The sequence below is a fragment of the Enterobacter cloacae complex sp. IR5458 genome (assembly GCF_049238025.1).
Classification (GTDB): Bacteria; Pseudomonadota; Gammaproteobacteria; order Enterobacterales; family Enterobacteriaceae; genus Enterobacter; species Enterobacter kobei.
The window spans coordinates 17,843-40,137 of the sequence record NZ_JBMKIF010000009.1 but is presented as its reverse complement, the minus strand read 5'-3'; the positions used below and the strand labels follow the sequence as shown (position 1 = coordinate 40,137).

The window sequence follows — 22,295 nt, the reverse complement described above, 5'->3', positions numbered from 1 at the left end:
ATGCTTGTGGCATTTTGCCCTGGCCGTACACAATCGAAAAGGATTCCACGTTGAAACGCACATCACCTTTACTCTTCGCCGTTATTGCTTTTATCGTCGGGTTGAACCTGCGCCCTGTCCTGGCTTCTGTCGGCCCCTTGTTCTCCGTGCTGCAGCATGAAGTTGGGCTGTCGGCCACGGAATTCAGCCTGCTGACCACCCTGCCGGTCGCGATGATGGGCCTGGCCGCCTTATGCGGCCCCTGGCTTTTAGCCAGGATCGGAGCCGTCCGGGGGATCGCGTTCGGACTCTTCATCCTGCTTGCGGCCTGTTTATTACGAGGTTTTAGCGCCACACTGGCGAGCCTTATGGGTACCGCGTTACTGGGTGGGGCCAGCATAGGCGTGATCCAGGCGTTAATGCCTGCCCTGATAAAAAAGGACTATACGCAAACGGCCAGCACGGTGATGTCGCTCTTCAGCACGGGCATTATGGCCGGCGCGGCATTAGCCGCCGCCAGTGCCGAGCCGTTGTTTTCATGGCTCACGCTGAAGCCCGCGCTGGCGATGGCAGGCGTATTAGCGCTGCTTGCTTTGATACTGTGGCTGGCCCTCGTTAAGCGCCCTCAGCAAGAACAAACGGTACACGAAACCGTGACGCTCTCCTCCTCCCGGACAGGACTACTGTTGCTCTTTTTCGGTGTGGGAACTGGCGCCTACACGCTGGTTTTAGCCTGGCTGCCCCCACTCTATATTCAGGCGGGATGGTCCGCACGCAGCAGTGGCTATATGCTGGCCTGGCTGACATTGACCGAAGTGGTCGCCGGGTTTGCCGTCTCCGCGCTGATTGGTAAATTCCCTGACCGCCGTGTGCCGCTGATCGCTGTGCTCTCGCTACTGCTGGCAGGATTACTGTGTCTGGTCTTTGCACCGGGTACAACGCCGGTAGTATCCACATTGCTGCTTGGCACAGGGATCGGCGCCCTTTTCCCACTGTCGCTCATCGTCACGTTCGATCACACCCGCACGCCCGCTGAGGCCGGGAAGTTACTCTCCAGAGTTCAGGGGGGCGGATATATGATTGCCGCGCTGATGCCGTTAATCGCGGGGATTGTTCGCGACAGCGCGGTTTCATTGACCAGCGCCTGGCTGGTGATGAGTGCGGGAGTGGTGCTGCTGATCGTCATCGCGTTGAAGTTTAAACCCGTCGAGAACGTGCGGACACGGTGAAAGCGATGCCAGAATTGAGAGTCGTATTTCAACTGGTCGTAAGATAAATTCAGCGTAAGTGTTACGTCATACAGGAGGGGATATGCCGCAAGCTTTACCGGGAATTGATGTTTTATTTGTCGCTGGGTTCGGGCCTATTTCACGGGACACAGCGTCCAGCGCCGCGTTTTATATCCATACACTCGGCCTTCCGCTTAAGCCGATGGAGGGGAACAGTGATTATCTGCTCGCAGAAGTGGGCCAGTTGAAAGGCGTGAAGCATTTCGCCGTCTGGCCGCTTACACAGGCGGCAATGTCCTGCTTTGGAGAAGAACAATGGCCCGCTGAGCACCCGATACCGCAAGGATGGGTTGAGTACGAGGTTCAGGACCTGGACTCGGCTACCCGTATTTTGACTGAAAAAGGCTATCGGTTGCTGGTGGCAAACCGCACAGAACCATGGGGGCAAACCGTCACCCGCCTGCTCAGCCCGGAGGGCTTGCTTACGGGATTAACGATTACGCCGTGGCTTCGGGAGGTATGACGCCCTTCACCAGGCCATTTACCAGCAGGGTAAAAACCTGAATCGCTTTTGGTAATGCCTGCTGCGGATCTTCGCTGGCGGCCACCCACTGGGCGGCATTCAGTGCGGCACCGTTTAACAGCCAGGCGGTGGCATCAACATCTACCGGTTCGATTAATCCGCGTTCAATCAGGTCGGAAAGGCTCTTACGCGTAGCGTCGAGGCAGTTATTCTGGCTCGGCCATTTTCCCGGGTCCCCAAGAAAAGCCGGACCATCAAGCAGAACGATGCGACGGACTTCTTCATCCAGCGCCATCTCGATATAGGCTATCCCTTCTGCCAGAAGCTTTTGCTGGTCATCCTTCACATGTGCCGCCGCACTTTTGGAGCTTTGCGCCATTTCAGAATCAATCTGGGTAACGACAGCGGCAAGTAACCCCTTTTTATCGCCAAAATTATGATACAGGGCCCCGCGCGTCAGGCCAACGCTGGCGGTTAAATCATCCATCGAGGCTGCGGCAAACCCTTTTTCGGCAAAGGCTTTACGTGCAGCCGCAATCAATTTAGTGCGGGTTTCTTCCATCGTTTCGGCGCGGCGTTTGGCTGCCATAAGAACTCCTTGCAATCTACACCACGCAAGTCGTTTGACATACGCGGCGTATGTGTGATTAAGTTGACATACGCCGCGTATCTTAATTCATTTATTTATGCCGCGCATCCACTGTCCCTGTCCAAAGAAAGGATCCGTTATGAACCAACCGAAACCCGTTTTCCCTGCAAATCGCCACGCGCTGTATGAGCAGCACGGCTATTCTGCAGCGATCCGCTCTGGTGATTTACTGTTTGTTTCCGGACAGGTGGGTAGCCGGGAAGACGGTACACCCGAACCCGACTTTGCAATGCAGGTAGAGCGTGCCTTCGATAATCTCAAGGCCACGCTTGACGCTGCAGGATGTACGTTTGCCGATCTTGTTGATGTGACAACCTTTCATACCGATCCGGAGAATCAATTTCCAGCCATTATGCAGGTGAAACAAACGCTTTTCCCTAAGCCACCGTATCCGAACTGGACAGCCGTGGGCGTTACCTGGCTGGCGGGATTTGATTTTGAGATAAAGGTTATCGCCCGGATCCCTGAACATCAGGAATGAACACGTTGCACACAGCTATCAGAAGAACCGGTATCTGTGTGTAAATGTGAAACCGGGGCCGACATAGTGAGTGTTAGCTCAGAGTGACGCTACCTTACAAAGGGCGGTTAGCATGTTACCCGCGCATATCGAAACCGGATTTTTGAAAATCTCTGTAGACTTCCGGATTGTTGAATGCCGGGAATTTGGCTTTTTGGGCTGCTGATTTTATCGCTTCACAATAGGCTTTATTGCCGTTGCTGGTGGATATGTTTAAAGGCGTGCCATCCTGAGCAAATTCAATATGCAGCCTGCATTTTTTCCCTTTCCAGTTTTGCGGCTCATCCAGTTTGGCATTTATTGCCGCCCTGATTGCCCGCGCTTGCGCGCCCCACTCATCCTGATCGTCCCAGCGTCCTGAGCTGCAACTGCCCGTTGCCGTGGTCTTATGGCATCCAGAAGGATGTAACGGCGCACATCCTGCGACCATGTTCACCACTAATGCCACCATAACAATTTTCTTTATTGTTTCAGACACGCTCACTTCTTGCCTCTCAGTCCATTTAAGCATCAGAAATAGTGATCTATTTTTCTGTATTGACTGGTCATGTTTCAACTACCAATTTTTCACACAACCCGATGCTTCCAATGAACCTTTTTATGGCGCAAGGATAATAACCTGCGATGTCGTCGTTCATCATGCACGCTAAATCACTACCAAAGCGCTCACCTCCCCAGTGCCTCAAGAATTGCATCCTCCATTTTCTCGGGCGTCGTCATCGGTGCAAAACGCTTGAGGGGTATCCCATCGCGTCCGATCAGGAACTTCGTGAAATTCCATTTGATCCGTCCTCCCAGCACGCCAGGCAATTCCTTTTTCAGATAACGAAACACCGGGTGCGCTGCGCCACCGTTTACCTCAACTTTCTCGAACATGGGGAAACTTACGCCGTAGTTAATGTAACAAGTCTTCGAGATTTCATCGGCGCCGCCGGGCTCCTGCTTCCCAAACTGGTTACAGGGAAAGCCAAGCACCACTAACCCTTGACTGGCGTATTTCGTGTAGAGCGCTTCAAGGCCCGCGTATTGCGGCGTGAAGCCACACTGGCTGGCAGTATTCACGACCAAAACCACCTTACCCGCATAGTCGTCCATTGAGATAAGACGGCCATCCAGGCTGGTGGCGGTAAGTTGATGAAAATTCGTCATACTGGCATCCTTAAAAGAGAAACGGTTCGGCGTGAAATCTGGTTAACCCACAGGTTGAATCACGAGTGATGATCCCTCAGGAAAACGGTTAACACATCCTTAGGAGGGGTTATTCCCGTTTCTGAAAGCATCCAGCCCACCGCGCCGCGATGATATGAACCGTGAAAAAGGACATGATTAAGCATATCTCCTGCCTTCATTTCACCATACCCACCATCGACGAAACGAAATTTAACGATTTCAGAAAGATCAGACGTGTTCATTATTATACCGACGTGTTGAATATACCATTTAGTGCATTCAAACATCTTTGTCAGAAGCTCGTCTGCAGTCGGGGTTTCTGGCGTATTTAACGCGGTGTATTGGTGCTTTTGGCCAGTAATGTTGGCTCTGAAAATCATATCAACGACATAAACATGGTTCATAAGCCTGAGCATCAGATGATGCTTATCAGCATTCGCTAACGTATCTACCTGTATAGAAAGATGTTGCGGATTGCAAGACACCTTAATGCCCAAGTAATGGATGATGATGGTACGATTTACAGTGACGAATCGCAGTGGGAGTATGATCCGTCAACTAACGCTTAACGTCTGCTGTTGGCTCGCAGAGGCCAGGCTGGCTGGTCTTCAGGTCTGCTTTGAGCGATAAGCAGATATTCCCTTATGGAGACCTCAGTGTAATCAACCTTGTCAGTTCACGGATTCACCTGTTCTGTAAACAAACCTGGATTGATGAATTGAATTAACAGAAGCTTTTAGTCTGGCTAATCACATATTGTTTTTTGTCGACAAAACTTAGGGCTGATTTGCACCTCAACCATAAGGACAAAGTATGTCAAATAAAAAACGTGTAGCCATAACCGGTGCTTCAGGGAAAATTGGCAGGGTTACAGTAGAGTGGCTTGAGAAAGCGGGTTATAAACTGTTTCTCATCGATAAAAAAGACCCCGTCACCGATGCTCATCCAGCTATGATCGCGGATTTAGAGGATTTTGGTGCAACGCTTGATGCACTTTCCTCCGTGGGGGAGGACGTTTATTCACGACCCGAAGCGGCAGCCTTTGATGCCGTGGTTCATCTTGCCAGTATTCCTCATCCCCGAATGATCCCTGATTCTGACGAGTTCAGAAATAATATGCTGGCCACCTTCAACGTGTTTGAGGCATCCAGGCGGCTGGGAATAAAAAATATTATCTGGTCGTCGAGCGAAGTTCCTACCGGCGTGCCTTACGACAAGTGGGATGCCCCCTATGTTCCGGTGGATGAGCACTACCCTACCCGCGGATTAAGCATTTACGCGCTAACTAAAGTGCTGGGTGAAGAGATGGCCCGTCAGTTCTGCCTTAATAACGCTGACATACGCATTACCTGTCTGCGACTTTCTAACGTTATGGCACCGGAAGAATACGCGCAGTTTGAAAGCTGGCAGGACGAACCTGCCGTCAGGCAATGGAACATGTGGACCTACGTGGACGTTCGGGACGTTGCTCAGGCGATTGAAAAAGCTGTTGAATATGATGTCAGGGGCAAAGATGAGTTCTTTATTACCAGCGATGTCACCTGTATGCGGACACCTACACAGGAACTTCTTGACCGTTACTATCCTGACGTTGAACAGCGTAAAAAATTAGCAGGTAATGAATCCGTGCTGAGCAGCGAAAAGGCAATGCGCGTCCTGGGATACCGTCCTGCGCATCGCTGGACCGATAGCGTGTGATGCTAATTGCCCCCTCATTTTGCCACCGGCCTGTACAGGGCCGGTTACCCCTTTAACCGGAGAATCATATGAGTGAGAAAAAGCTGGCTCTGATAACTGGTGCGAGCAACGGTATCGGCCTTGCACTTGCTGAAGAATTTGCAGCTAACGGATACGATCTTGTCATCGTCGCCAGGGATGAAAAAAAACTTTCAGCCGCGGGTGAAAACCTGCAAAAATGTTTTTCAGTTAACGTACACGCGTTCAGTGCTGACCTGAGTGAGTATGACCAGATAACAGATCTCCAGGTCAGAATGGATGAGGCCGGTTTAGCCCCTAATGCACTGGTCATCAACGCCGGTCAGGGGCTCGGCGGCGCGTTTATCGACGGTACCGATCTTGAAAAAGAGCTTAGATTAATCCGGCTCAACGTTGATGCTGTGGTACATCTTTCTAAAATATTTATCCCGCGGCTCGTAGAGAAGGGTAACGGGCACGTTCTTATCACTTCGTCGCTTTCCGGCTCGGCGCCCATACCTTTCGAAGCGGTTTACGGGGCGTCAAAGGCTTTCGTCAACTCCTTTTTTTACGCCATACGTAACGAGCTGATGGGGAGCGGTTTATCAATGACGCTTCTGATGCCTGGGGCAACGGAGACCAATTTTTTCAAAAATGCAGGACAGGCCAGCACGACCGTAGGTTCGATGAAAAAGGACGATCCGAAAGAAGTGGCAAAACGTGCCTGGTATGCCCTGATGACAGGACACGAATTTGTCTATGGCAGTGAGTATGCCGAGTATGAGGGCGAGGTGATGAACAGAATGATGAGTGAGTCACATAAGGCTCAGCGTCACCGCATCATTTCTGAACCCGATTCTGCCACCAAAAAGTAAACCCGCACGGCGCCGGGCATCAGCCCAGCGCCTCTTTCAACAGCGTAAATACAACACTGAAAGCATGATTGCTGACAGCCGCATTGTAATGCGTTTTGCCCGGAACATCGGCCTTAGGATAGGTAAATGAGTGAACCGCACCGGCATAGTTCGTCAGCTGAAAGTCACATCCGCAGGACGCCATTTCACCGGCAAAAGCTTTTATCTGCTCTGCGGAAACAAACGGATCATCGGCCCCATTTAACACAGCGACCTTGCCCCTGATATCCCCTTTCTCAGCAGGGGTGCGGGTATCAAGCGTCCCGTGAAAGCATGCCGTGACGGCCAGAGGCGCACCGCTGCGTGCCAGTTCGAGTACGCAATGTCCACCATAACAGAATCCTACAGCAGCAAGCTTATCCTCATTCACGCACTGGAGCTGCGCCAGTCGTGCCAGCGCTGCGTTAAGAATCAGGCGTTCGGCTGGCGAGTCCTTTAATGAGTTCATACGGTTAGCTGCATCCTCTGCCGAGTCAGGCAGGCATCCATAAAGATCGGCAACGAGTACAACGTAGCCTTTTTTTGCAATGGTACGCGCGTGTTCAATACTCGACGATGCGACACCCATCATATTAGGGGCGAGAAGAACGCCGGGAAGAGGTGCGTTCCGGGAATCACGAACCAGTACGCCCGTAAAGATCTTTCCCTCGGCGTGGTAATGAATAAATTCTTCTGTAAGCGACATGGCCCTGTTCCCTGTAAATTCATATTTTCGGCAACCTGCCCCAAAGCAGCCTACCGATGGCATATTATCTTTTCATCCAGCGTTCAAAAGCCGACTTCCAGTCAGGGTGCCAGCGCGACAGGGCAGGGCGGTTGTCCAGCATATCCTGAGCGGCCCACATAATCCGTTTGGCATCCATCTCGCTGGTCACAGCGTTATCAGGGCAGATGATATAGAAATCACCCCGCACAAATCGTGGGAAGAAATAGTCAATGACCTGTGCCGCCGTCCACGCTTCATCAGGCTTTTTACCGCTGCGCTCGTCCATGCCTGGATCGTTCATGTCGGTCCAAGTATAGCCCGGGACCAGAAGATGAGCGGTGAGTCTGGTCCCGGTTTCCTTCAGAAGCTGATGGGACAGCTGTTCTGTCAGCACCTTCACTGCTGCCTTTGAGGCGTTATAGGCTGCGAAACCTGGCGGGGTGGTAATGCCTTCCTTCGAACCGAGGTTAACGATCGCCCCTTTCTCGTCCATTTTTAACATTTCTGGCAGAAAAATATGTTGTGTAGCGACCATAGACAGCAGATTGACCTCCATCTGCTGTCGCCAGAGATTGGGGGAATCCGAGGCTCCGGCTGCTATCTTCACACCGGCATTGTTAAACAACAGGTTCACTTTTCCCCAGGTGTTGTAAACGGTGTCTTTGAGCTGCAGCTGGTATTCGTTACGGGTTATGTCGCCAGTGACAAGCAGCGTTTCAGCCTCCAGTTCGCCAGCCAGCTGCTCAAGTGCCTGTCTGTTACGATCGAAAAGGCAAAGCTTCATGCCTTTTCGGGCCAGCTCCCTTGCCGCAGCGGCGCCAATACCCTTTGCCGCACCGGTTATTACGGCAACGTTACCTGTCGCGATGACTTTATCGTTCATGATTTACTCCCGTCAGTAATGCGTATCGATAAGAACATAAGCAGAAGTGCTAACAGGGAAAAAGCAGACCCAACCCACCCCGTAGAGATCCAGCTTCCTCCCGAAGCGATAACGAGCCCTCCCCCGGCTGCGCCGATCGCATTGGAAATATTAAATGCGCTGTGCGTAAGGGACGAGGCCAGAGTCTGTGCCTCACCAGCAATGTTCATCATATGGGCCTGAAGCGCCGGCACGAGTGAAAATCCGCAACCGAGCATAAACAGCACGATGAGAACCGGGGTCTGCAGCGTTCCCGAAAGGGAAAACAGACCAAGAAAGACGATGTTCCAGGCGATGATGCCAAATATGGATGGGATCAGCGCAATGTCCGCCAGTCTGCCACCAATAATGTTGCCGACAACCATACCCGCCCCCCAGAGAACCAGGATCCATGGCACGGCTGAGGTTGAAAATCCGGCAGACTCCGTCAGCGCCGGAGTGATAAAACTGTATACGGCAAACATTCCGGCAAAGCTGACTGAAGCGACGGCAAACGTCATCAGGATCCGTGGGCTCTTTAGCGCGCCAAGCTCCTTGAGCGGTGAAGCGGACCTGTCGGCCGGCACGGACGGAACAAAAAGCATAACCATTATGGACGTCAGCACCAGGCCCGTTGCCACCATCCAGAAAGAGATTCTCCAGCCCAGCGTCTGGCCCGCCCATGTGACAAGCGGAACGCCGGCAACGTTCGCTACGGCCAGTCCCAGCATAACGTAACCGATATACCGGGCTTTGTGCTGTGGCGAAACCATTGAAGCCGCCACGAGCGCGGAAACGCCGTACCATGCGCCATGAGGCATACCAGAGATAAAGCGTGCTGCCAGCATAGTATTGTAGCCCGTGGCCAGTGCGCTCAGGGCATAGCCTGTAAGTGCAATAATTAACAATATCAGCAGTAGGTTTTTACGGGCCAGGCGCGCTCCAAGCACCGCAATCGCCGGGGCACCGACCACCACGCCTGTAGCATATGCGCTGATATAGCCACCCGCGGCAGGGATTGAAACGCCGGTTCCCCGCGCAAGATCCGGCAGGAGGCTCATGGGTGCAAACTCGCCCGTTCCGATGCACAGTCCGCCCGCGCCCAGCGCAAGCATGGCGGGGAAAAGACCCACAGGCGGATGAATACGATCACCCTGTCGTGAAAGCGTTTGTTCTGACATTGACTATGACTCCTGATCTCTTTCACTGCCGTATGCAAAAAAGAAGAACCGCTACCTGTCGGGTAACGGCTCTCAGCTATGTGCAGCTTATGGGTCACAACGTTCCGAAAAGAACGGCAACAGGCAGTGGTATATTGAACTGAATTAAACTATAAGCCCTTCCTTTCGGTTATTGATGAATCAGATAGTCAGTAACGGTGAATATTATTCAACAATTCTGCTGCTTGTTTCGCCATGAAGGGTGATAAGCGTTATTTCGGCGGGTTTCCCTAGCCGGAAGGGAAAGCCGTTCCAGATACCGGAACCGTTGCTGACGTAAAGCTTCAGGGCCCCTACTTCGTACAGCCCGGACACAAAACCGTTATTAGCAGGCGCGACCAGCCTGTCCAGACCAGCGATCATACCGCCGTGAGTATGTCCGGAAAGCTGGAGGCTAACTCCACTTTCTGCGGCCTGGACAGCATTTTCAGGCCTGTGGTCAAGAAGAATGACGGTTTCCCCCGGGCGGGAAGACTTGAGGGCCGTGGGCAGGTCAGGGCCCGGCAGACCGTATGTTGGCGCAACGGCATCCGTCACACCCGACAGATACAGCGAGTCGCCGTAACGGCTTACACGGTAACCGGCATTATTAAGAAAATGCAGGCCCAGTTTTTCAAAGGCCAGGATCCAGTTTTCAGCGCCAAAGTAATATTCATGATTGCCCGTGACGGCAAAAACGCCGTCCTCAGCCCGCAACTGGCCAAGCGGTTCAATGTCGGAGAAACGCGCTTCTGGCCAACCATCAATCATATCCCCCGTAACCACAATCATATCCGCATCCAGCTCCCGGGTGCGGGTAACAACATCCTGTATCCAGCTTCTCGGCAGCAGCCTGCTGGCGTGCAAATCCGTAAGCTGAACTATCCGGTAGCCTTCAAAACGGGGGGGCAAGCTCCTGAGCATGACGTCTATCTTTTTCACTTCAGGAACCCCGGTACCATTTTTCAGGGCCTGCGTTGTCAGCATGGCCGCCAGAACAGGCAGGATAAACCAGCAAGCTGCATGCCATTTCATCCGGCGTCCTGATACCAGTCGGTGCAATATCCAGAATAGGTCACGTAGTACTAATAGGACCGCCATAAAAACGGTCATACCGAAAAGCCCGGTAGTAAGCAGCAGCAACGGTTTTGGTATCTCCGGAGAAAACATATTCCCCGTAAATAATTTCGTGATCAGATGAAACTCGGAGGCTACAACCATTACGCCTGCGATGGCTATTTTAGCCGAAAGCGGTGCGGGAAGCGGCCTGATGAACCGAAACAGCACGTAAAGCGCTGGAATGAGGGTCCAGATATGAAACACGTGGAAATCTCCGGGTAATGAAAACTGTTGGTTTGCCGTGGCGGCGGGTTGCAACGTTTTGTTGAATGAATCTAAACTTACCATCCTTCAGGAACGATTCCATGCCTTGTCATTTCACATTGCATTGAATTTTAATCAACGGTTTAACTTTATGTCCTCCAGATTGTCTACCACGCTCACCCGAAGCGATCTTGCTGAGCTCAACGCATTTCTTATCACTGAGAAAAGGCGCAGTTTTACCAGGGCCGCCATAGAACTGGGAATAACCACCTCTGCGCTGAGCCATACCATACGCAACCTCGAGACGCGCCTGGGTGTCAGGTTGTTGAACAGAACAAGCCGCACGGTCTCTCCGACCGAAGCGGGCGAAAGCCTGGCACTGCGCCTTGAAACAGGATTTAAAGAAATTGGCGACGCGCTTGAGGAAATTAATCGCATGCGCGATCGGCCCGTGGGAAAGCTCAGGCTTAATGTGCTGAGTGATGGTGCTCGCCTCATTATGGCGCGACATCTTCCACGCTTTATCAGCAAATATCCTGAAGTGGAGCTCGAAATCAGCGTTGATGACAGGATGGTAGATATCGTCAAGGAAGGATTTGATGCCGGGATCCGCTTTGGCGGAACCGTTCCTGAAGATCTCGTTGCAGTCCGACTGGGCAAAGAGCTCAGATGGGTGGCGGTGGCATCGCCACGCTATCTTTATCAGCATACACCGCCTGCCGTGCCTGAGGATCTGCGCCTGCATAACTGTATTCAACTGCGCACCGGGCAAGGCGTCATCTACAAATGGGAATTCCGTAAAGGAGAAGACTATCGCGTGGTTGACGTCAGGGGGCAGCTCTGTGTGAGCGAAACGGCGCTGGCAATTGAGCTGGCGCTGTCCGGCGTCGGTATTGCTTACTGTCTCGAAGATCGGGTGCGTGATTATATTCGTGACGGCAGACTCAGGATTGTTCTTCCTGAATGGGCCCCTCTGGAAGAGCCTATGTATCTGTACTATCCAGGTCACAGACAAGTTCCCCAGGGGCTCAAGGAACTCATCGAAATTCTGAGAGAAGAAATAGAACTAACGCATGCAGTTTCAGCCTGAATCAGGCTCAGGGATTCATAAATCACCTGAGCCTGAGTTTCATAACCTGTTATGGATGTTTTTGAAGCATTTCCTTAAGGTTATGACGTGAGGTCGTAATGATAGTCCAGGGATCTTTTGGCGCGTCATGCTCAATAATATACCACTCAACCCCACTGCTTCTCCCTGCACTGATGATTGAGCGCCAGTCCAGCAAACCTTCACCTGCCGGAGTGAAATTCATTTCGTCATCACGAATCCCGATAGCAGCATTATCTTTTGCATGAATCGCATAAATGCGTCCTGAATATCTTGCAATTATTGACGCAGGATCCTGTCCTCCACGCGCAGCCCATGCCACATCGAGTTCAAGACTAAGATTATTTTTGTGGGTGTGTGTCATAATCAAATCCAGAGCTGTCACATCATCATACTTCTTCATCTCAAAGTTATGATTATGGTAAGACAAGGACATTCCTTCATTTCTTAACGTCTCCCCCATACGATCAAGCCTCCTGGCGTAATCTATCCATCCCAGTTTTGTCGTAGGTCGTTCATTAACCTCAATCCATGGGACAACGAGGTGAGAGTTTCCTATGCCTTTGTTAAACGCAACAATTTTTCCGCGCTCGCTCTCTAGAGCAGATAGCTGTACATGCGATGCAATAACGTTAAGCTGATATTTTTTCAACGTTTCCTGCATTGTCGGTAAATCCACGTGATGATCACCGACAAGTTCTACATGTGAAAATCCCGCTTTTTTAGCCATGGCAAACTGTGCATCAGTATCACCAACATTTCTAAGCGTGTACATCTGAATAGCAATATCATCCTGCGCTTCGGTGCGGGCATACCCCACTATGCTTGCCATCATAAGGACGCCACAAAAAATCGAGTTTTTAATCATTATCGCTCTCATTAAAAAGTAATCGATTACAAAATATAATTCGACAGTTTTTTAATACAACAAACATCCATTAAAATGTGAACTAAATCACTGAATATGATTCTCTATATGAAGCAAAAAAAGATTTTATTTAACATTTTTGTTGAAATTCAGCAGCATTAATCTGACTTATTTACTGATTTCGTTGAATATGCGGTCGGTATAGATTTGGCATTTTAAAACTGGCTGAAATTTCTGCAGTAGTAAGATCAAACTATCTGTCATCCCAAAGGTACTGACTAAAGTCGGTTTCCGGTTAGGGCGAAATATCAATGATGTAAAAATGAGCCCCAAGCATGCCTTTTACTGTGATCCTGGATGAGTGGAAAAATACTATAAGTTGGGGTACTACCAGGTTCATTAACCATTAGTTCATGCGTAACGTCCGCTCCTGGCACAAAGCGGACCTCCCCCCTACACCGCCGACTTCGGTCTTAAATTTTCATCAAACGTCAGTCGCTTCCGGTCAGGCTCAACCTCGCGCAGCGGCTCGACCTGGTGCATCGTCAGCTTGCAGCGCTCCACCAGCACCTGATACTCCCGCGTGCCCTGCTGCTTCCAGGCCAGCTCCTGCTCGCTCAGCTCGCGGATCGCTTTGGCCGGACTGCCGATAATCAAATGGTTAGCGGGCATCTCCGCTTTCGCCTTCACGAACGCCGCCGCGCCGACGATGCTGTTTTCACCGATGACCGCTCCGTCCATTACCACCGCGTTCATGCCCACCAGCGCGTTACGGCGGATAATGCACCCGTGGAGAATGGCGCTGTGGCCGATATGCCCGTCCTCCTCCACCACCGTGTCCTGCTCCGGGAAGCCGTGCATGACGCAGTTATCCTGAATGTTGGCGCCATCTTTCACCACAATGCGGCCAAAATCACCGCGCAGGCTGGCGTTAGGGCCGACATAAACGCCTTTACCCAGAATCACGTCCCCAATCAGCACCGCCGTTGGGTGGACGTAGCTCTCGTCAGGCACCACCGGCGTCAGACCGTCAATTTGATAAACAGGCATCTTCACTCCTTATGCGCTTGAAAGACCACCAAAGCGTTGATAGTAGAGCGTGCCGGGCACGGGCAGTTCGCCGACGGAGGTTTCCCCCTTCTCGCTGACAAACGCCAGCGCCCCCGGTGCAACACGCTGATAGATATTGATGCAGAGCTGTCGGGCGCTTTGTCCCGCCCAGTGCGCAGGCAGTAACTCTTCCGGCAGCAGCGGGTCTTTCAGCACCACACGACGATAAAAGTGAATCAGCAGCAGCTGGATCTGGAAGCACCGTTCCGGCGTCAGCTCCTCCGGCGCGGCCTCTTTTAACAGCGGCAGAAGCGGCCGGAACGAAGTAATAAACGACTCATACATCGCGTTTTGCTCGGTTAGCTGCCAGCACTCTTCTACCCGTGAACGCAGCGCCGCGCGGGAGAGCGCCAGCGGCGAGTGGGCTTCAAAGAAAATGACGTTCTCCGCCACGCCAGCATCGTGAAGCAGAGATTGTACATCCGCCAGATGCTGCGACGGCGAGGCCATCAGGCTCGGTGCCAGCGTGCCAAACCCCTGCCAAATCAGCTGCTTTTTGACGTCGGCAAGGGTGGTTTTGTCCAGTCCTTCGGAGAGCAGCAACAGCCATTTTCCGTCCCAGGCGGGCAGTTCGGCGCGGTAAATCTTATTCTCCGCTCGACGGGTCAGGCGCAGCCCTTTATCGCTCAGGCGGTAGAAGCTGCGACGCCCGATGCGCGAGACGTCCAGCCAGCCCTCTTTGTTGAGGCGAAACAGCGCGGTGCGCACGAAGCGCTCGCCAAACCCCATGCCTTCCAGTAAGGCGGCGAGGCTGCCAAGCCAAATCTCGCCGCCGCGATGTGAAAGCGCGTCACCGTATAATGAGGAGATAAGCGACGTTCCGCTAACGGGAACCGAGCTAACCGCGTGCTGGATAAAGGCATCGAGTTTATTCATGTGATTCATTCTGTTGTATTTTTTGATCTGGATGAATCATAGCATATTCCCCTCTCCCTTGAGGAAGAGGCCTGGGGTGAGGGGAAACATACGGCTATAGTGGTCATTCCGTTCACTTCATGTTCCTTGCTACTCTGTGATGGCACGACCGGTGAACGTGCCAGGGTGGCTCAATCGCCACCACCCTGGCGACCCGGGCTCCCGGCGGTAAATCGCCGCTTCGCGGTGCCCTCAGCTTATTCCTTCAGGCTATCGGGTCGGGCATGAGCCTGCATCCCTGCAGGCCACGCCCTCTCGGCGCATCCCTGCGCCTCGCCCCGGCCTTACGGAAACGCTTCGGCGATTTACAGCCGGACCGGGACATCGCTGTAAGTCATTCATAATCCTGATGGCACATATATCGCTTCAAGTTAAAAAATTACTGGGGATCCCTCAGCCCAAAGGGAGAGGAAGAAAAAGTCCCTTCTCCCCTCTGGGGAGAAGGTTAGGATGAGGGGCAAGGGAAAAAACTCAACCGTTGGCCGCGACTTTACGCAAATCAAACACCCGACAGGCCTTGCCCTCTGAACGCGGGATGCTGCCGCAGTTGACTATCATCACATCGGTGGAAATCCCCACCATCGATTTAATGCGATGACGCAGCTGGTGGCACACCTGGCAACGCTGCTCGTGGGTCAGCGTTAAGCTGCTCTCTTTCAGCTCCACCTTCACGGAAAGTGAATCAAGATGTCCGCGACGGTTCACCTCCAGCTGGTAGTGGGGTGAGAGATGTTCAAACTTCACAATCTCCTCTTCCAGCTGTGACGGGAAGACGTTGACGCCGCGGATGATCAGCATATCGTCGCTGCGACCGCTGATCCGGTCCATGCGGCGCATGGTACGGGCGGTGCCGGGCAGCAGACGCGTCAGGTCGCGGGTGCGATAGCGGATCACCGGCAGCGCCTCTTTAGTGAGCGTGGTGAACAGCAGTTCGCCCTGCTCGCCGTCGTTCAGCGGCGTGCCGTCGTTCGGGTTGACGATCTCCGGATAGAAATGATCTTCCCAGATGGTCGGACCGTCGGCGGTTTCAATGCACTCCATCGCCACGCCCGGCCCCATCACTTCGGAGAGGCCATAAATGTCCAGCGCCGTAATCCCCAGGCGTTTTTCGATTTCACGGCGCATGGCCTGTGTCCACGGCTCGGCGCCGAATACCCCCACGCGCAGGGAACAGGTGCTGGCATCGCCGCCCATCTGACGTTCCAGCTCCTCAATCAGGTTGAGGCAATAGGATGGCGTCACCATGATCATGTCCGGCTGGAAATCACGGATCAGCTGCGCCTGTTTCTCCGTCTGGCCGCCGGACATCGGGATCACCGTCGCCCCTAAGCGCTCGGCACCGTAATGTGCGCCCAGCCCGCCGGTAAACAGACCATAGCCATACGCCACGTGAATTTTGTCCTTCGCACTACCGCCCGCGGCGCGCAGGGAACGGGCCACCAGGTTGGCCCAGTTGTCAATGTCGCCCTGCGTGTAGCCGACAACGGTCGGTTTGCCGGTGGTACCGGACGATGCGTGAATGCGCACCACCTGCTCCATCGGCACGGCAAACGTATCAAACGGATAGTTATCCCGCAGGTCCTGCTTGGTGGTGCACGGGAATTTGCGGATATCCGCCAGCTCGTTGAAATCGTCAGGGTGAACGCCCGCGGCGTCAAACTTGCGTTTGTACATCGGCACGTTGTTGTAGGCGTGATGCAGCGTCCATTTCAGACGCTCAGTCTGCAGCGCCTGTAACTCGTCAAGGGAGGCTGTTTCAATCGGATCAAGCTTTGTTGTATTTGTCATTGTAGGGTGCTCACAGTGAAATTTGATCAAACACGCTCAAGGATCATGGCAATGCCCTGACCCACACCGATGCACATCGTACAGAGCGCGTAGCGCCCGTTGCGTCGATGCAATTCATTACTCGCGGCCAGCGCCAGTCTGGCCCCGCTCATTCCCAGCGGATGGCCCAGCGCAATCGCGCCGCCGTTCGGGTTAACGTGCGCGGCATCATCCGGCAAACCCAGCTGACGCAGGACGCCCAGCGCCTGCGCGGCGAAGGCTTCGTTGAGTTCGATGACGTCCATATCGTTGATGCTGAGACCGGCACGCTCCAGCACCCGGCGGGTGGCAGGCACCGGTCCGAGCCCCATTAAACGTGGCTCCACGCCTGCCGTTGCCATCGCTACGATCCGCGTGCGGGGGATTAATCCCTGCGCCAGCGCCATTTTCTCGCTGGCGATGATTAACGCCGCCGCGCCGTCGTTGACGCCGGACGCATTCCCCGCCGTCACCACCCCGTTCTTACGGAACGGCGTTTTCAGCCCGGAAAGCTGCTCGAGCGTGGTCTCTGCGCGCGGATGTTCATCCACGCTGAATTCGGTGACCGTCCCTTTTTTACCCGGTACCCATACCGGCACGATTTCCTGCGCCAGAATGCCGTTCTGTTGCGCCAGAGCGGTTCGTTGCTGGCTGCGCAGCGCGAACGCGTCCTGATCGGCACGGCTGATATTTAACAATTCAGCTACATTCTCTGCCGTTTCCGGCATACTGTCAGTTCCGAATTGCTGATGCATGAGCGGATTCACAAATCGCCAGCCGATGGTGGTATCAAAGATCTCCGCCTGGCGCTGAAACGCGGCGGTGGCTTTTCCCATCACAAACGGTGCGCGGGACATGGACTCGACGCCGCCCGCCATCAGCAGGTCGCCATCACCTGCTTTAATAGCGCGAGCAGCGAAGCCTATTGCGTCCAGACCCGAGCCGCACAGGCGGTTAACGGTGGTTCCGGATACCGTCTGCGGCAGACCGGCCAGCAGCGCCGACATTCGCGCCACGTTGCGGTTATCTTCCCCCGCCTGGTTGGCGCACCCGAAAATCACATCATCAATCCGTTCCTGGTCGAGCTGCGGGTAGCGGTCCAGCAGCGCACGCAGCGGTACAGCACCGAGATCGTCCGTTCGCACGGCAGAAAGCGCGCCGCCGTAGCGCCCCACTGGCGTTCGAACGCCATCACAAATAAATGCGTCACGCATCAGGCCTCTCCTGTGACAGTGCCGCCGATGCGGTGTGATTTTCCGCGGAACAGGGCGACGGTTTTCTGTTGCTGGTTCTGAATTTCAATGTCGTACACGCCGGTCAGTTTGCCCTGATGCATCACCCGCGCGGTGGCGGTGAGCTTATCTCCGGCAAAGCCCGGACGCAGAAAATCGATCGAGCAGCCGGAGGCCACCGCCGCCAGCCTCTGGCTGTTGCAGGCGTAGGCAAAGGCGGTGTCTGCCAGCGAAAAAAGTTGGCCGCCGTGACAGGTTTTGTGGCCGTTGAGCATCTGCGGGGTGATGGTCATCGTCACCACCGCGTAGCCCTCGTCCATATCGACAATGTCCATCCCCATCGCCTGCGCGCAGGCGTCCTTTTCGTACATCGTGCGGGCGTTATGCCAGGCGTTATGACTCATAGCTACTCTCCAGAAGCGCCCGCTGGCGCAGCAGTGAACAGGGGCGATAACGTTCTTCGCCGTAATGTCGTTGCAGGTTCTCCAGCAGGGTCAGCAGGCGCTGCCAGCCCAGACGCTCGCCCCAGGCGATCGGGCCGCTCGGGTAGTTCACGCCCAGACGCATGGCGGTGTCGATGTCCTTCTCGCTGGCGACCCCCTTTTGCAGGGCATCCAGCGCTTCGTTAGCAATCATTGCCAGCGTGCGCCAGACCAGCAGACCGGGATAATCGGCAATTTGCACCACCCGGAGACCCTGCTGTTGCAGGTAGCGGATGGCGTTTTGCGTCGCGGTGTGCGGGTTGCTGGCGGCCGCCGCAATCACCGCCACGTCACGCTCAATACGGTCCACCACCACTACCGGGCCGTTGAGGCGCAGCGCCAGTGCCTGAGCGGTTTCCCCCTGCGTTTCAACCAGATACACATCATCAATTTCTGTGACACCGTCACGTCTTTTTTCCACGCGCATCGGGCTGTAGCTGTCATTGACGGTCTCAACCCACTGCACGACGGGTTTCTCCCCCTGCCAGTCGTAAACCCCTTTTCCGCTCTTTTTACCCAGCCTTCCGGCCAGCACCAGCTCCTGCTGCACCAGCGAAGGCAGGAAACGACGCTCCTGCCAGAAGGCGTTAAACACCGAGCAGGTCACCGCAAAGTTCACGTCCTGACCAATCAGGTCGGTCAGCTCCAGCGGCCCCATCGGAAAACCGCCGCCCTCGCGCAGCGCAGCGTCAATCACCTCCGGCGGGGCGACCTGCTCTTCAAGCGCACGCCAGGCTTCGGAATAAAACGGGCGCGCGACGCGGTTGACGATGAACCCAGGCGTTGACTGGCAGCGAACGGGTTGTTTACCCCAGTTCAGCGCCAGTTCACACAGCGCGTCTGCCACTTCCGCAGAGGTCGCCAGCCCGCTGACCACCTCCACCAGCTTCATCACCGGCGCGGGGTTAAAGAAGTGCAGCCCCGCCACGCGCTCCGGATGATTCACGTCTGCCGCAATCGCCGTGACGGAAATGGACGATGTGTTGCTGGTCAGCAGCGTCTGGGGCGGACAGATCTCCGCCAGCTGCGCAAACAACCCCTTTTTCACCTCCAGCCGTTCGGAGGCCGCTTCAATCACCAGTTCGGCCCCAGAAAGCGCGGTGATATCCGTCACCGGAAGCAGTCGGGCCAGGATCTGGGCGCTGGCATCGGCGGAGAGCTTTCCGCGCGTTACCCGGGAGGCCAGACGCTGGCGAATCCCGTCGATGGCGCGTGAAATCGCATCGCCGGCGATGTCGTAAAGCAGAACCTGATGGCCGTGGCTGGCGGCAACTTCGGCAATGCCCGCGCCCATCGTGCCGCTGCCAATCACGGCGACCGTGCGTATGTTCAGCATCTTATTTCCCCGTAAAGTTCGGCGTGCGTTTCGCCAGGAAAGCGCTGACGCCCTCGCGGTAGTCGTCGCTGCGACCGGCCAGACGTTGATAGTCGCGCTCCAGGTCAAGCTGGGCATCCAGGGTGTTGGTTTCAGCGGCGTTAATGGCCTGCTTGATCAGCCCCAGCCCAAAGGTTGGCTGAGACGTAAAGTGCAGCGCCATCTGCTGCGCGGTAGTGGAAAGCTGGTCGTCATCCACCACCTGCCAGATCATTCCCCACGCCTGCGCCTGTTCGGCGCTGAGTTTATCGCCGAGCAGCGCCAGTCCCATGGCGCGGGCACGTCCGGCCACGCGTGGCAGTAGCCAGGTGCCGCCGCAGTCCGGCACTAAGCCGAGCTTGCTGAAGGCCATCACAAAGTTGGCGGAACGGGCGGCAATCACCATGTCGCAGCCGAGCGCCAGCGTGGCGCCCGCGCCGGCCGCTACGCCGTTGACTGCACAAATGACCGGCTTCGGCAGTTTTGCCAGGCGGCGTACCAGGGGGTTATAGAAGGTTTCAACCGACATCCCCAGGTCCGGTGCCGGGCCGTTGGGGTCGACGTTGCGGTCGTTCAAATCCTGACCGGCACAGAAACCGCGCCCTGCGCCGGTGATCAGCAGGCAGCGGATGGTGTCATCGCGCTCAGCCTGTTTCAGGCATTCTGCAAGCTGCTGATGCATCACGTCATTAAAGCTGTTCAGACGCTCCGGACGGTTCAGCGTAATGGTCATTACGCCCTGTTCTACTTGACTGAGAATACATTCCACAATTAGCGTCCTTTAAAGTCGGGGGTGCGTTTTTGCAAGAAAGCGTCAATACCTTCCCGGCGGTCTTCGGTGGCAGAGAGCAGCGTAAAAAGCTGACGCTCCTGCATCAGGCCAGCCTGCAGTGGCACCTCTTGAGACTGACGAAGCGCCTGTTTCGCCGCCTGCAGCGCCAGCGGGGAATGGCGCGCCATCACTGCCGCCTGCTTCAGGGCATACTCCAGCGTCAGGGATGCCGGGAAGACATCGCTGACCAGCCCGGCGCTCAACGCCTGCTGCGCAGTAATGCTCTCTCCGGTCAGCACCATTTTGCTGGCAAGGGATTTACCGACGCTGCGGATCAGTCGCTGGGTACCGCCCGCCCCCGGCATAATGCCGAGGGTGATTTCCGGCAGGCCAAATCGTGCGTTATCCCCGGCAATCACCACGTCGCACAGCAGCGCAAGTTCACATCCGGCGCCCAGCGCGAAACCGTTGACGGCGGCGATCAGCGGTTTGTTAAACGCGTTAATGCGCGCCCATAGTTGCGGGCGGATATCGTTCAGGGTGGCTGGCAGGTCTTTCTCTGCCATTTCGTTGAGATCGGCCCCGGCGGCAAAGCAGCGTTCGTTGCCGTAGATCACACAGGCCGAGATGTCGGCATCAACCGCAGCGCTTTCCAGCGCGTCGGCTATTTGCGTCAGCAGAGCGTTATTCAGGGCATTACGCGCCGCCGGACGGTTCAGCGTCAGCTGCAGCACGCGGCCATGACGGGTAACAGTCAGTTCGCTCATGCCATCCCCTTTGCGTCAAAGTCGACGATCACGTCGGCGGTGAGCGGCAGTGACTGACAGCTCAGCACATACCCGGCGGCCAGCTCGTCCGGCTCCAGACTGTAGTTGGTCGCCATGTCCACCTTCCCGCGCAGCACTTTGCATTTACAGGTCGCGCACACGCCGCCTTTACAGGCATAAGGCAGCTCCGCCCCCTGACGCAGGGCAGCATCGAGGATGCTTTCGTCGTCTGCCGTCAGGGTAATTTCGCGGTCGCGCCCGTCCTGTCGCACGGTCACTTTCTGTCCTTCCGCCTGCACATTTACCGTGCGTTTCACGGCGTTCCCCGGCGTATTAAAGCGCTCAAGGTGAATGGATTTTTCCGACATCCCCAGCGCCTTCAGCGCGGCTTCGGCCTCGTCCATCATCGATGACGGGCCGCAGATAAACGCGTCGTCGTACTGACGGAAGTTGATCAGGGTTTTCGCCAGCGCCTGCAGCTTTTCCCCGTCGATGCGGCCATACAGCAGATCGCTGTCCAGCCGCTCCTGGCTAAAGATGGAGACCAGCTGCAGCCGCTGCGGATATTTATCTTTCAGGTCCGCCAGCGCCTGGCGGAACATCATGCTCTGGCTGCTGCGGTTGCCGTAAATCAGAGTGAAATGGCTGTTCGGTTCGGTGGCCAGCGTGGCGGAGAGGATCGCCAGCATCGGGGTGATGCCGGAGCCTGCGGCTATCGCCAGGTAGTGGCCTTCACGTTCGGCCTGCGGCTGATAGCCAAATTGCCCCTGCGGAACCATCACCTCCAGCGCCATGCCTGCTTTGATCTCATCCCGGGCATAGCGGGAAAAACGCCCGCCTTCGATGGCTTTGACCGCCACGCTGATCTCACCCGGCGCGGTACTCCGGCAGATGGAGTAACAGCGGCGCAGCTCGTCCCCGCCCAGCTTCGTTTTCAGCGTCAGGTGCTGTCCGGGGCGAAAGCGGTAGGCTTCCTGCAGCGCCTGCGGCACCGCAAACGTGATGGTCACCGCGTCGCGGGTTTCGGGTTCCACTTTTGCCACTGTTAATGAATGAAACGTTGTCATGGCAGC

At 55.0% G+C, this 22,295-nt stretch carries 23 protein-coding genes and 1 pseudogene; 6 read left to right on the top strand and 18 right to left on the bottom strand.

Annotation, left to right across the window (positions count from 1 at the left end):
- The first annotated feature begins 50 nt into the window (after positions 1–50).
- Together ACOTYN_RS09770 and ACOTYN_RS09765 are read left to right on the top strand one after the other, a co-directional pair.
- Entirely contained in the window at positions 51–1,208 is a 1,158-nt protein-coding gene (locus ACOTYN_RS09770; RefSeq protein WP_332957588.1) for an MFS transporter, read from the top strand.
- 82 nt (positions 1,209–1,290) lie between these two features.
- Positions 1,291–1,731 carry a VOC family protein gene (locus ACOTYN_RS09765; protein ID WP_023330340.1) on the top strand — a complete coding sequence of 147 codons (441 nt, stop codon included), beginning with the start codon at positions 1,291–1,293 and terminating at the stop codon, positions 1,729–1,731.
- On the opposite strand, the gene ACOTYN_RS09760 is transcribed toward ACOTYN_RS09765, so the two are convergent.
- Positions 1,706–2,320, bottom strand: a complete 615-nt coding sequence (locus ACOTYN_RS09760; protein ID WP_332957591.1) for a TetR/AcrR family transcriptional regulator — start codon at positions 2,318–2,320, stop codon at positions 1,706–1,708. The genes ACOTYN_RS09765 and ACOTYN_RS09760 overlap by 26 nt on opposite strands.
- A 139-nt stretch (positions 2,321–2,459) precedes the next feature.
- On the opposite strand from ACOTYN_RS09760, the gene ACOTYN_RS09755 reads away from it, so the two are divergent.
- The gene (locus ACOTYN_RS09755; RefSeq protein ID WP_023330338.1) at positions 2,460–2,861 is read left to right on the top strand and encodes a RidA family protein; all 402 of its coding nucleotides are present in this window, start codon (positions 2,460–2,462) and stop codon (positions 2,859–2,861) included.
- 115 nt (positions 2,862–2,976) lie between these two features.
- Here ACOTYN_RS09755 and ACOTYN_RS09750 read toward each other — a convergent pair whose 3' ends face one another.
- The 3 genes and pseudogenes from ACOTYN_RS09750 to ACOTYN_RS09740 form a co-directional block, all read right to left on the bottom strand.
- Positions 2,977–3,411, bottom strand: coding sequence for a cell envelope integrity TolA C-terminal domain-containing protein (locus tag ACOTYN_RS09750; RefSeq protein ID WP_086527780.1), 435 nt, complete (start codon positions 3,409–3,411; stop codon positions 2,977–2,979).
- Between the two features lie 155 nt (positions 3,412–3,566).
- A complete protein-coding gene (locus tag ACOTYN_RS09745; protein WP_014883719.1) occupies positions 3,567–4,049 on the bottom strand; it encodes a glutathione peroxidase in 483 nt (160 codons plus the stop codon).
- Positions 4,050–4,108: 59 nt separating this feature from the next.
- Positions 4,109–4,525, bottom strand: a pseudogene (locus ACOTYN_RS09740) (DinB family protein); the annotation flags it as partial.
- Positions 4,526–4,883: 358 nt separating this feature from the next.
- On the opposite strand from ACOTYN_RS09740, the gene ACOTYN_RS09735 reads away from it, so the two are divergent.
- The gene (locus ACOTYN_RS09735; RefSeq protein ID WP_014883717.1) at positions 4,884–5,768 is read left to right on the top strand and encodes an NAD-dependent epimerase/dehydratase family protein; all 885 of its coding nucleotides are present in this window, start codon (positions 4,884–4,886) and stop codon (positions 5,766–5,768) included.
- A 68-nt stretch (positions 5,769–5,836) separates the two neighbouring features.
- Positions 5,837–6,640, top strand: coding sequence for an SDR family NAD(P)-dependent oxidoreductase (locus ACOTYN_RS09730; RefSeq protein WP_014883716.1), 804 nt, complete (start codon positions 5,837–5,839; stop codon positions 6,638–6,640).
- 19 nt (positions 6,641–6,659) lie between these two features.
- On the opposite strand, the gene ACOTYN_RS09725 is transcribed toward ACOTYN_RS09730, so the two are convergent.
- The 4 genes from ACOTYN_RS09725 to ACOTYN_RS09710 form a co-directional block, all read right to left on the bottom strand.
- Entirely contained in the window at positions 6,660–7,364 is a 705-nt protein-coding gene (locus tag ACOTYN_RS09725) for a dienelactone hydrolase family protein (protein ID WP_014883715.1), read from the bottom strand.
- A gap of 64 nt (positions 7,365–7,428) precedes the next feature.
- On the bottom strand, positions 7,429–8,268 hold the full coding sequence (locus ACOTYN_RS09720; protein ID WP_014883714.1) for an SDR family NAD(P)-dependent oxidoreductase: 840 nt from the start codon (positions 8,266–8,268) through the stop codon (positions 7,429–7,431).
- Positions 8,265–9,467: an MFS transporter gene (locus tag ACOTYN_RS09715; RefSeq protein WP_332957596.1), complete on the bottom strand. Its 1,203-nt coding sequence runs from the start codon at positions 9,465–9,467 to the stop codon at positions 8,265–8,267. Before ACOTYN_RS09715 ends, ACOTYN_RS09720 begins: the two co-directional genes overlap by 4 nt.
- Before the next feature lie 204 nt (positions 9,468–9,671).
- The gene (locus ACOTYN_RS09710; protein WP_332957600.1) at positions 9,672–10,892 is read right to left on the bottom strand and encodes a metallophosphoesterase; all 1,221 of its coding nucleotides are present in this window, start codon (positions 10,890–10,892) and stop codon (positions 9,672–9,674) included.
- Here ACOTYN_RS09710 and ACOTYN_RS09705 point away from each other — a divergent pair.
- Entirely contained in the window at positions 10,867–11,898 is a 1,032-nt protein-coding gene (locus ACOTYN_RS09705; protein ID WP_332957602.1) for a LysR family transcriptional regulator, read from the top strand. The two genes, ACOTYN_RS09710 and ACOTYN_RS09705, sit on opposite strands and share 26 nt — an antisense overlap.
- Before the next feature lie 49 nt (positions 11,899–11,947).
- On the opposite strand, the gene ACOTYN_RS09700 is transcribed toward ACOTYN_RS09705, so the two are convergent.
- The 10 genes from ACOTYN_RS09700 to paaE form a co-directional block, all read right to left on the bottom strand.
- Entirely contained in the window at positions 11,948–12,784 is an 837-nt protein-coding gene (locus ACOTYN_RS09700; protein WP_332957603.1) for a sugar phosphate isomerase/epimerase, read from the bottom strand.
- Between the two features lie 453 nt (positions 12,785–13,237).
- Positions 13,238–13,834 (bottom strand): phenylacetic acid degradation protein PaaY, encoded by a 597-nt coding sequence (paaY, locus tag ACOTYN_RS09695; RefSeq protein WP_032636682.1) that lies wholly within the window; start codon positions 13,832–13,834, stop codon positions 13,238–13,240.
- Between the two features lie 9 nt (positions 13,835–13,843).
- Positions 13,844–14,779: a phenylacetic acid degradation operon negative regulatory protein PaaX gene (gene paaX / locus ACOTYN_RS09690; RefSeq protein ID WP_014883708.1), complete on the bottom strand. Its 936-nt coding sequence runs from the start codon at positions 14,777–14,779 to the stop codon at positions 13,844–13,846.
- Between the two features lie 501 nt (positions 14,780–15,280).
- Positions 15,281–16,597 carry a phenylacetate--CoA ligase PaaK gene (gene paaK, locus ACOTYN_RS09685; RefSeq protein WP_014883707.1) on the bottom strand — a complete coding sequence of 439 codons (1,317 nt, stop codon included), beginning with the start codon at positions 16,595–16,597 and terminating at the stop codon, positions 15,281–15,283.
- A gap of 26 nt (positions 16,598–16,623) precedes the next feature.
- Positions 16,624–17,829: a 3-oxoadipyl-CoA thiolase gene (pcaF, locus tag ACOTYN_RS09680; protein WP_332957605.1), complete on the bottom strand. Its 1,206-nt coding sequence runs from the start codon at positions 17,827–17,829 to the stop codon at positions 16,624–16,626.
- The gene (paaI, locus tag ACOTYN_RS09675) at positions 17,829–18,251 is read right to left on the bottom strand and encodes a hydroxyphenylacetyl-CoA thioesterase PaaI (RefSeq protein ID WP_332957608.1); all 423 of its coding nucleotides are present in this window, start codon (positions 18,249–18,251) and stop codon (positions 17,829–17,831) included. The genes pcaF and paaI overlap by 1 nt, the downstream gene beginning before the upstream one ends.
- Positions 18,241–19,665: a 3-hydroxyacyl-CoA dehydrogenase PaaH gene (gene paaH / locus ACOTYN_RS09670; protein WP_332957610.1), complete on the bottom strand. Its 1,425-nt coding sequence runs from the start codon at positions 19,663–19,665 to the stop codon at positions 18,241–18,243. Before paaH ends, paaI begins: the two co-directional genes overlap by 11 nt.
- Before the next feature lies 1 nt (position 19,666).
- Positions 19,667–20,455 carry a 2-(1,2-epoxy-1,2-dihydrophenyl)acetyl-CoA isomerase PaaG gene (gene paaG, locus ACOTYN_RS09665; RefSeq protein WP_332957631.1) on the bottom strand — a complete coding sequence of 263 codons (789 nt, stop codon included), beginning with the start codon at positions 20,453–20,455 and terminating at the stop codon, positions 19,667–19,669.
- Positions 20,455–21,222 (bottom strand): 2,3-dehydroadipyl-CoA hydratase PaaF, encoded by a 768-nt coding sequence (gene paaF, locus ACOTYN_RS09660; protein WP_088126803.1) that lies wholly within the window; start codon positions 21,220–21,222, stop codon positions 20,455–20,457. The genes paaG and paaF overlap by 1 nt, the downstream gene beginning before the upstream one ends.
- Positions 21,219–22,289 carry a 1,2-phenylacetyl-CoA epoxidase subunit PaaE gene (gene paaE, locus ACOTYN_RS09655; RefSeq protein WP_332957613.1) on the bottom strand — a complete coding sequence of 357 codons (1,071 nt, stop codon included), beginning with the start codon at positions 22,287–22,289 and terminating at the stop codon, positions 21,219–21,221. The genes paaF and paaE overlap by 4 nt, the downstream gene beginning before the upstream one ends.
- Between the last annotated feature and the right edge of the window lie 6 nt (positions 22,290–22,295).

What these genes read in the sequence shown, in the direction of transcription:
- ACOTYN_RS09710 (WP_332957600.1), bottom strand. Translation starts at nt 10,892, where the DNA reads ATGGTAAGTTTAGATTCATTCAACAAAACGTTGCAACCCGCCGCCACG.
- paaK (WP_014883707.1), bottom strand. Translation starts at nt 16,597, where the DNA reads ATGACAAATACAACAAAGCTTGATCCGATTGAAACAGCCTCCCTTGAC.
- ACOTYN_RS09730 (WP_014883716.1), top strand. Translation starts at nt 5,837, where the DNA reads ATGAGTGAGAAAAAGCTGGCTCTGATAACTGGTGCGAGCAACGGTATC.
- paaI (WP_332957608.1), bottom strand. Translation starts at nt 18,251, where the DNA reads ATGAGTCATAACGCCTGGCATAACGCCCGCACGATGTACGAAAAGGAC.
- ACOTYN_RS09750 (WP_086527780.1), bottom strand. Translation starts at nt 3,411, where the DNA reads ATGCTTAAATGGACTGAGAGGCAAGAAGTGAGCGTGTCTGAAACAATA.
- ACOTYN_RS09765 (WP_023330340.1), top strand. Translation starts at nt 1,291, where the DNA reads ATGCCGCAAGCTTTACCGGGAATTGATGTTTTATTTGTCGCTGGGTTC.
- ACOTYN_RS09760 (WP_332957591.1), bottom strand. Translation starts at nt 2,320, where the DNA reads ATGGCAGCCAAACGCCGCGCCGAAACGATGGAAGAAACCCGCACTAAA.
- paaF (WP_088126803.1), bottom strand. Translation starts at nt 21,222, where the DNA reads ATGAGCGAACTGACTGTTACCCGTCATGGCCGCGTGCTGCAGCTGACG.
- paaX (WP_014883708.1), bottom strand. Translation starts at nt 14,779, where the DNA reads ATGAATCACATGAATAAACTCGATGCCTTTATCCAGCACGCGGTTAGC.
- paaH (WP_332957610.1), bottom strand. Translation starts at nt 19,665, where the DNA reads ATGCTGAACATACGCACGGTCGCCGTGATTGGCAGCGGCACGATGGGC.
- ACOTYN_RS09700 (WP_332957603.1), bottom strand. Translation starts at nt 12,784, where the DNA reads ATGATTAAAAACTCGATTTTTTGTGGCGTCCTTATGATGGCAAGCATA.
- paaE (WP_332957613.1), bottom strand. Translation starts at nt 22,289, where the DNA reads ATGACAACGTTTCATTCATTAACAGTGGCAAAAGTGGAACCCGAAACC.
- ACOTYN_RS09725 (WP_014883715.1), bottom strand. Translation starts at nt 7,364, where the DNA reads ATGTCGCTTACAGAAGAATTTATTCATTACCACGCCGAGGGAAAGATC.
- ACOTYN_RS09715 (WP_332957596.1), bottom strand. Translation starts at nt 9,467, where the DNA reads ATGTCAGAACAAACGCTTTCACGACAGGGTGATCGTATTCATCCGCCT.
- ACOTYN_RS09735 (WP_014883717.1), top strand. Translation starts at nt 4,884, where the DNA reads ATGTCAAATAAAAAACGTGTAGCCATAACCGGTGCTTCAGGGAAAATT.
- ACOTYN_RS09720 (WP_014883714.1), bottom strand. Translation starts at nt 8,268, where the DNA reads ATGAACGATAAAGTCATCGCGACAGGTAACGTTGCCGTAATAACCGGT.
- paaY (WP_032636682.1), bottom strand. Translation starts at nt 13,834, where the DNA reads ATGCCTGTTTATCAAATTGACGGTCTGACGCCGGTGGTGCCTGACGAG.
- ACOTYN_RS09745 (WP_014883719.1), bottom strand. Translation starts at nt 4,049, where the DNA reads ATGACGAATTTTCATCAACTTACCGCCACCAGCCTGGATGGCCGTCTT.
- pcaF (WP_332957605.1), bottom strand. Translation starts at nt 17,829, where the DNA reads ATGCGTGACGCATTTATTTGTGATGGCGTTCGAACGCCAGTGGGGCGC.
- ACOTYN_RS09755 (WP_023330338.1), top strand. Translation starts at nt 2,460, where the DNA reads ATGAACCAACCGAAACCCGTTTTCCCTGCAAATCGCCACGCGCTGTAT.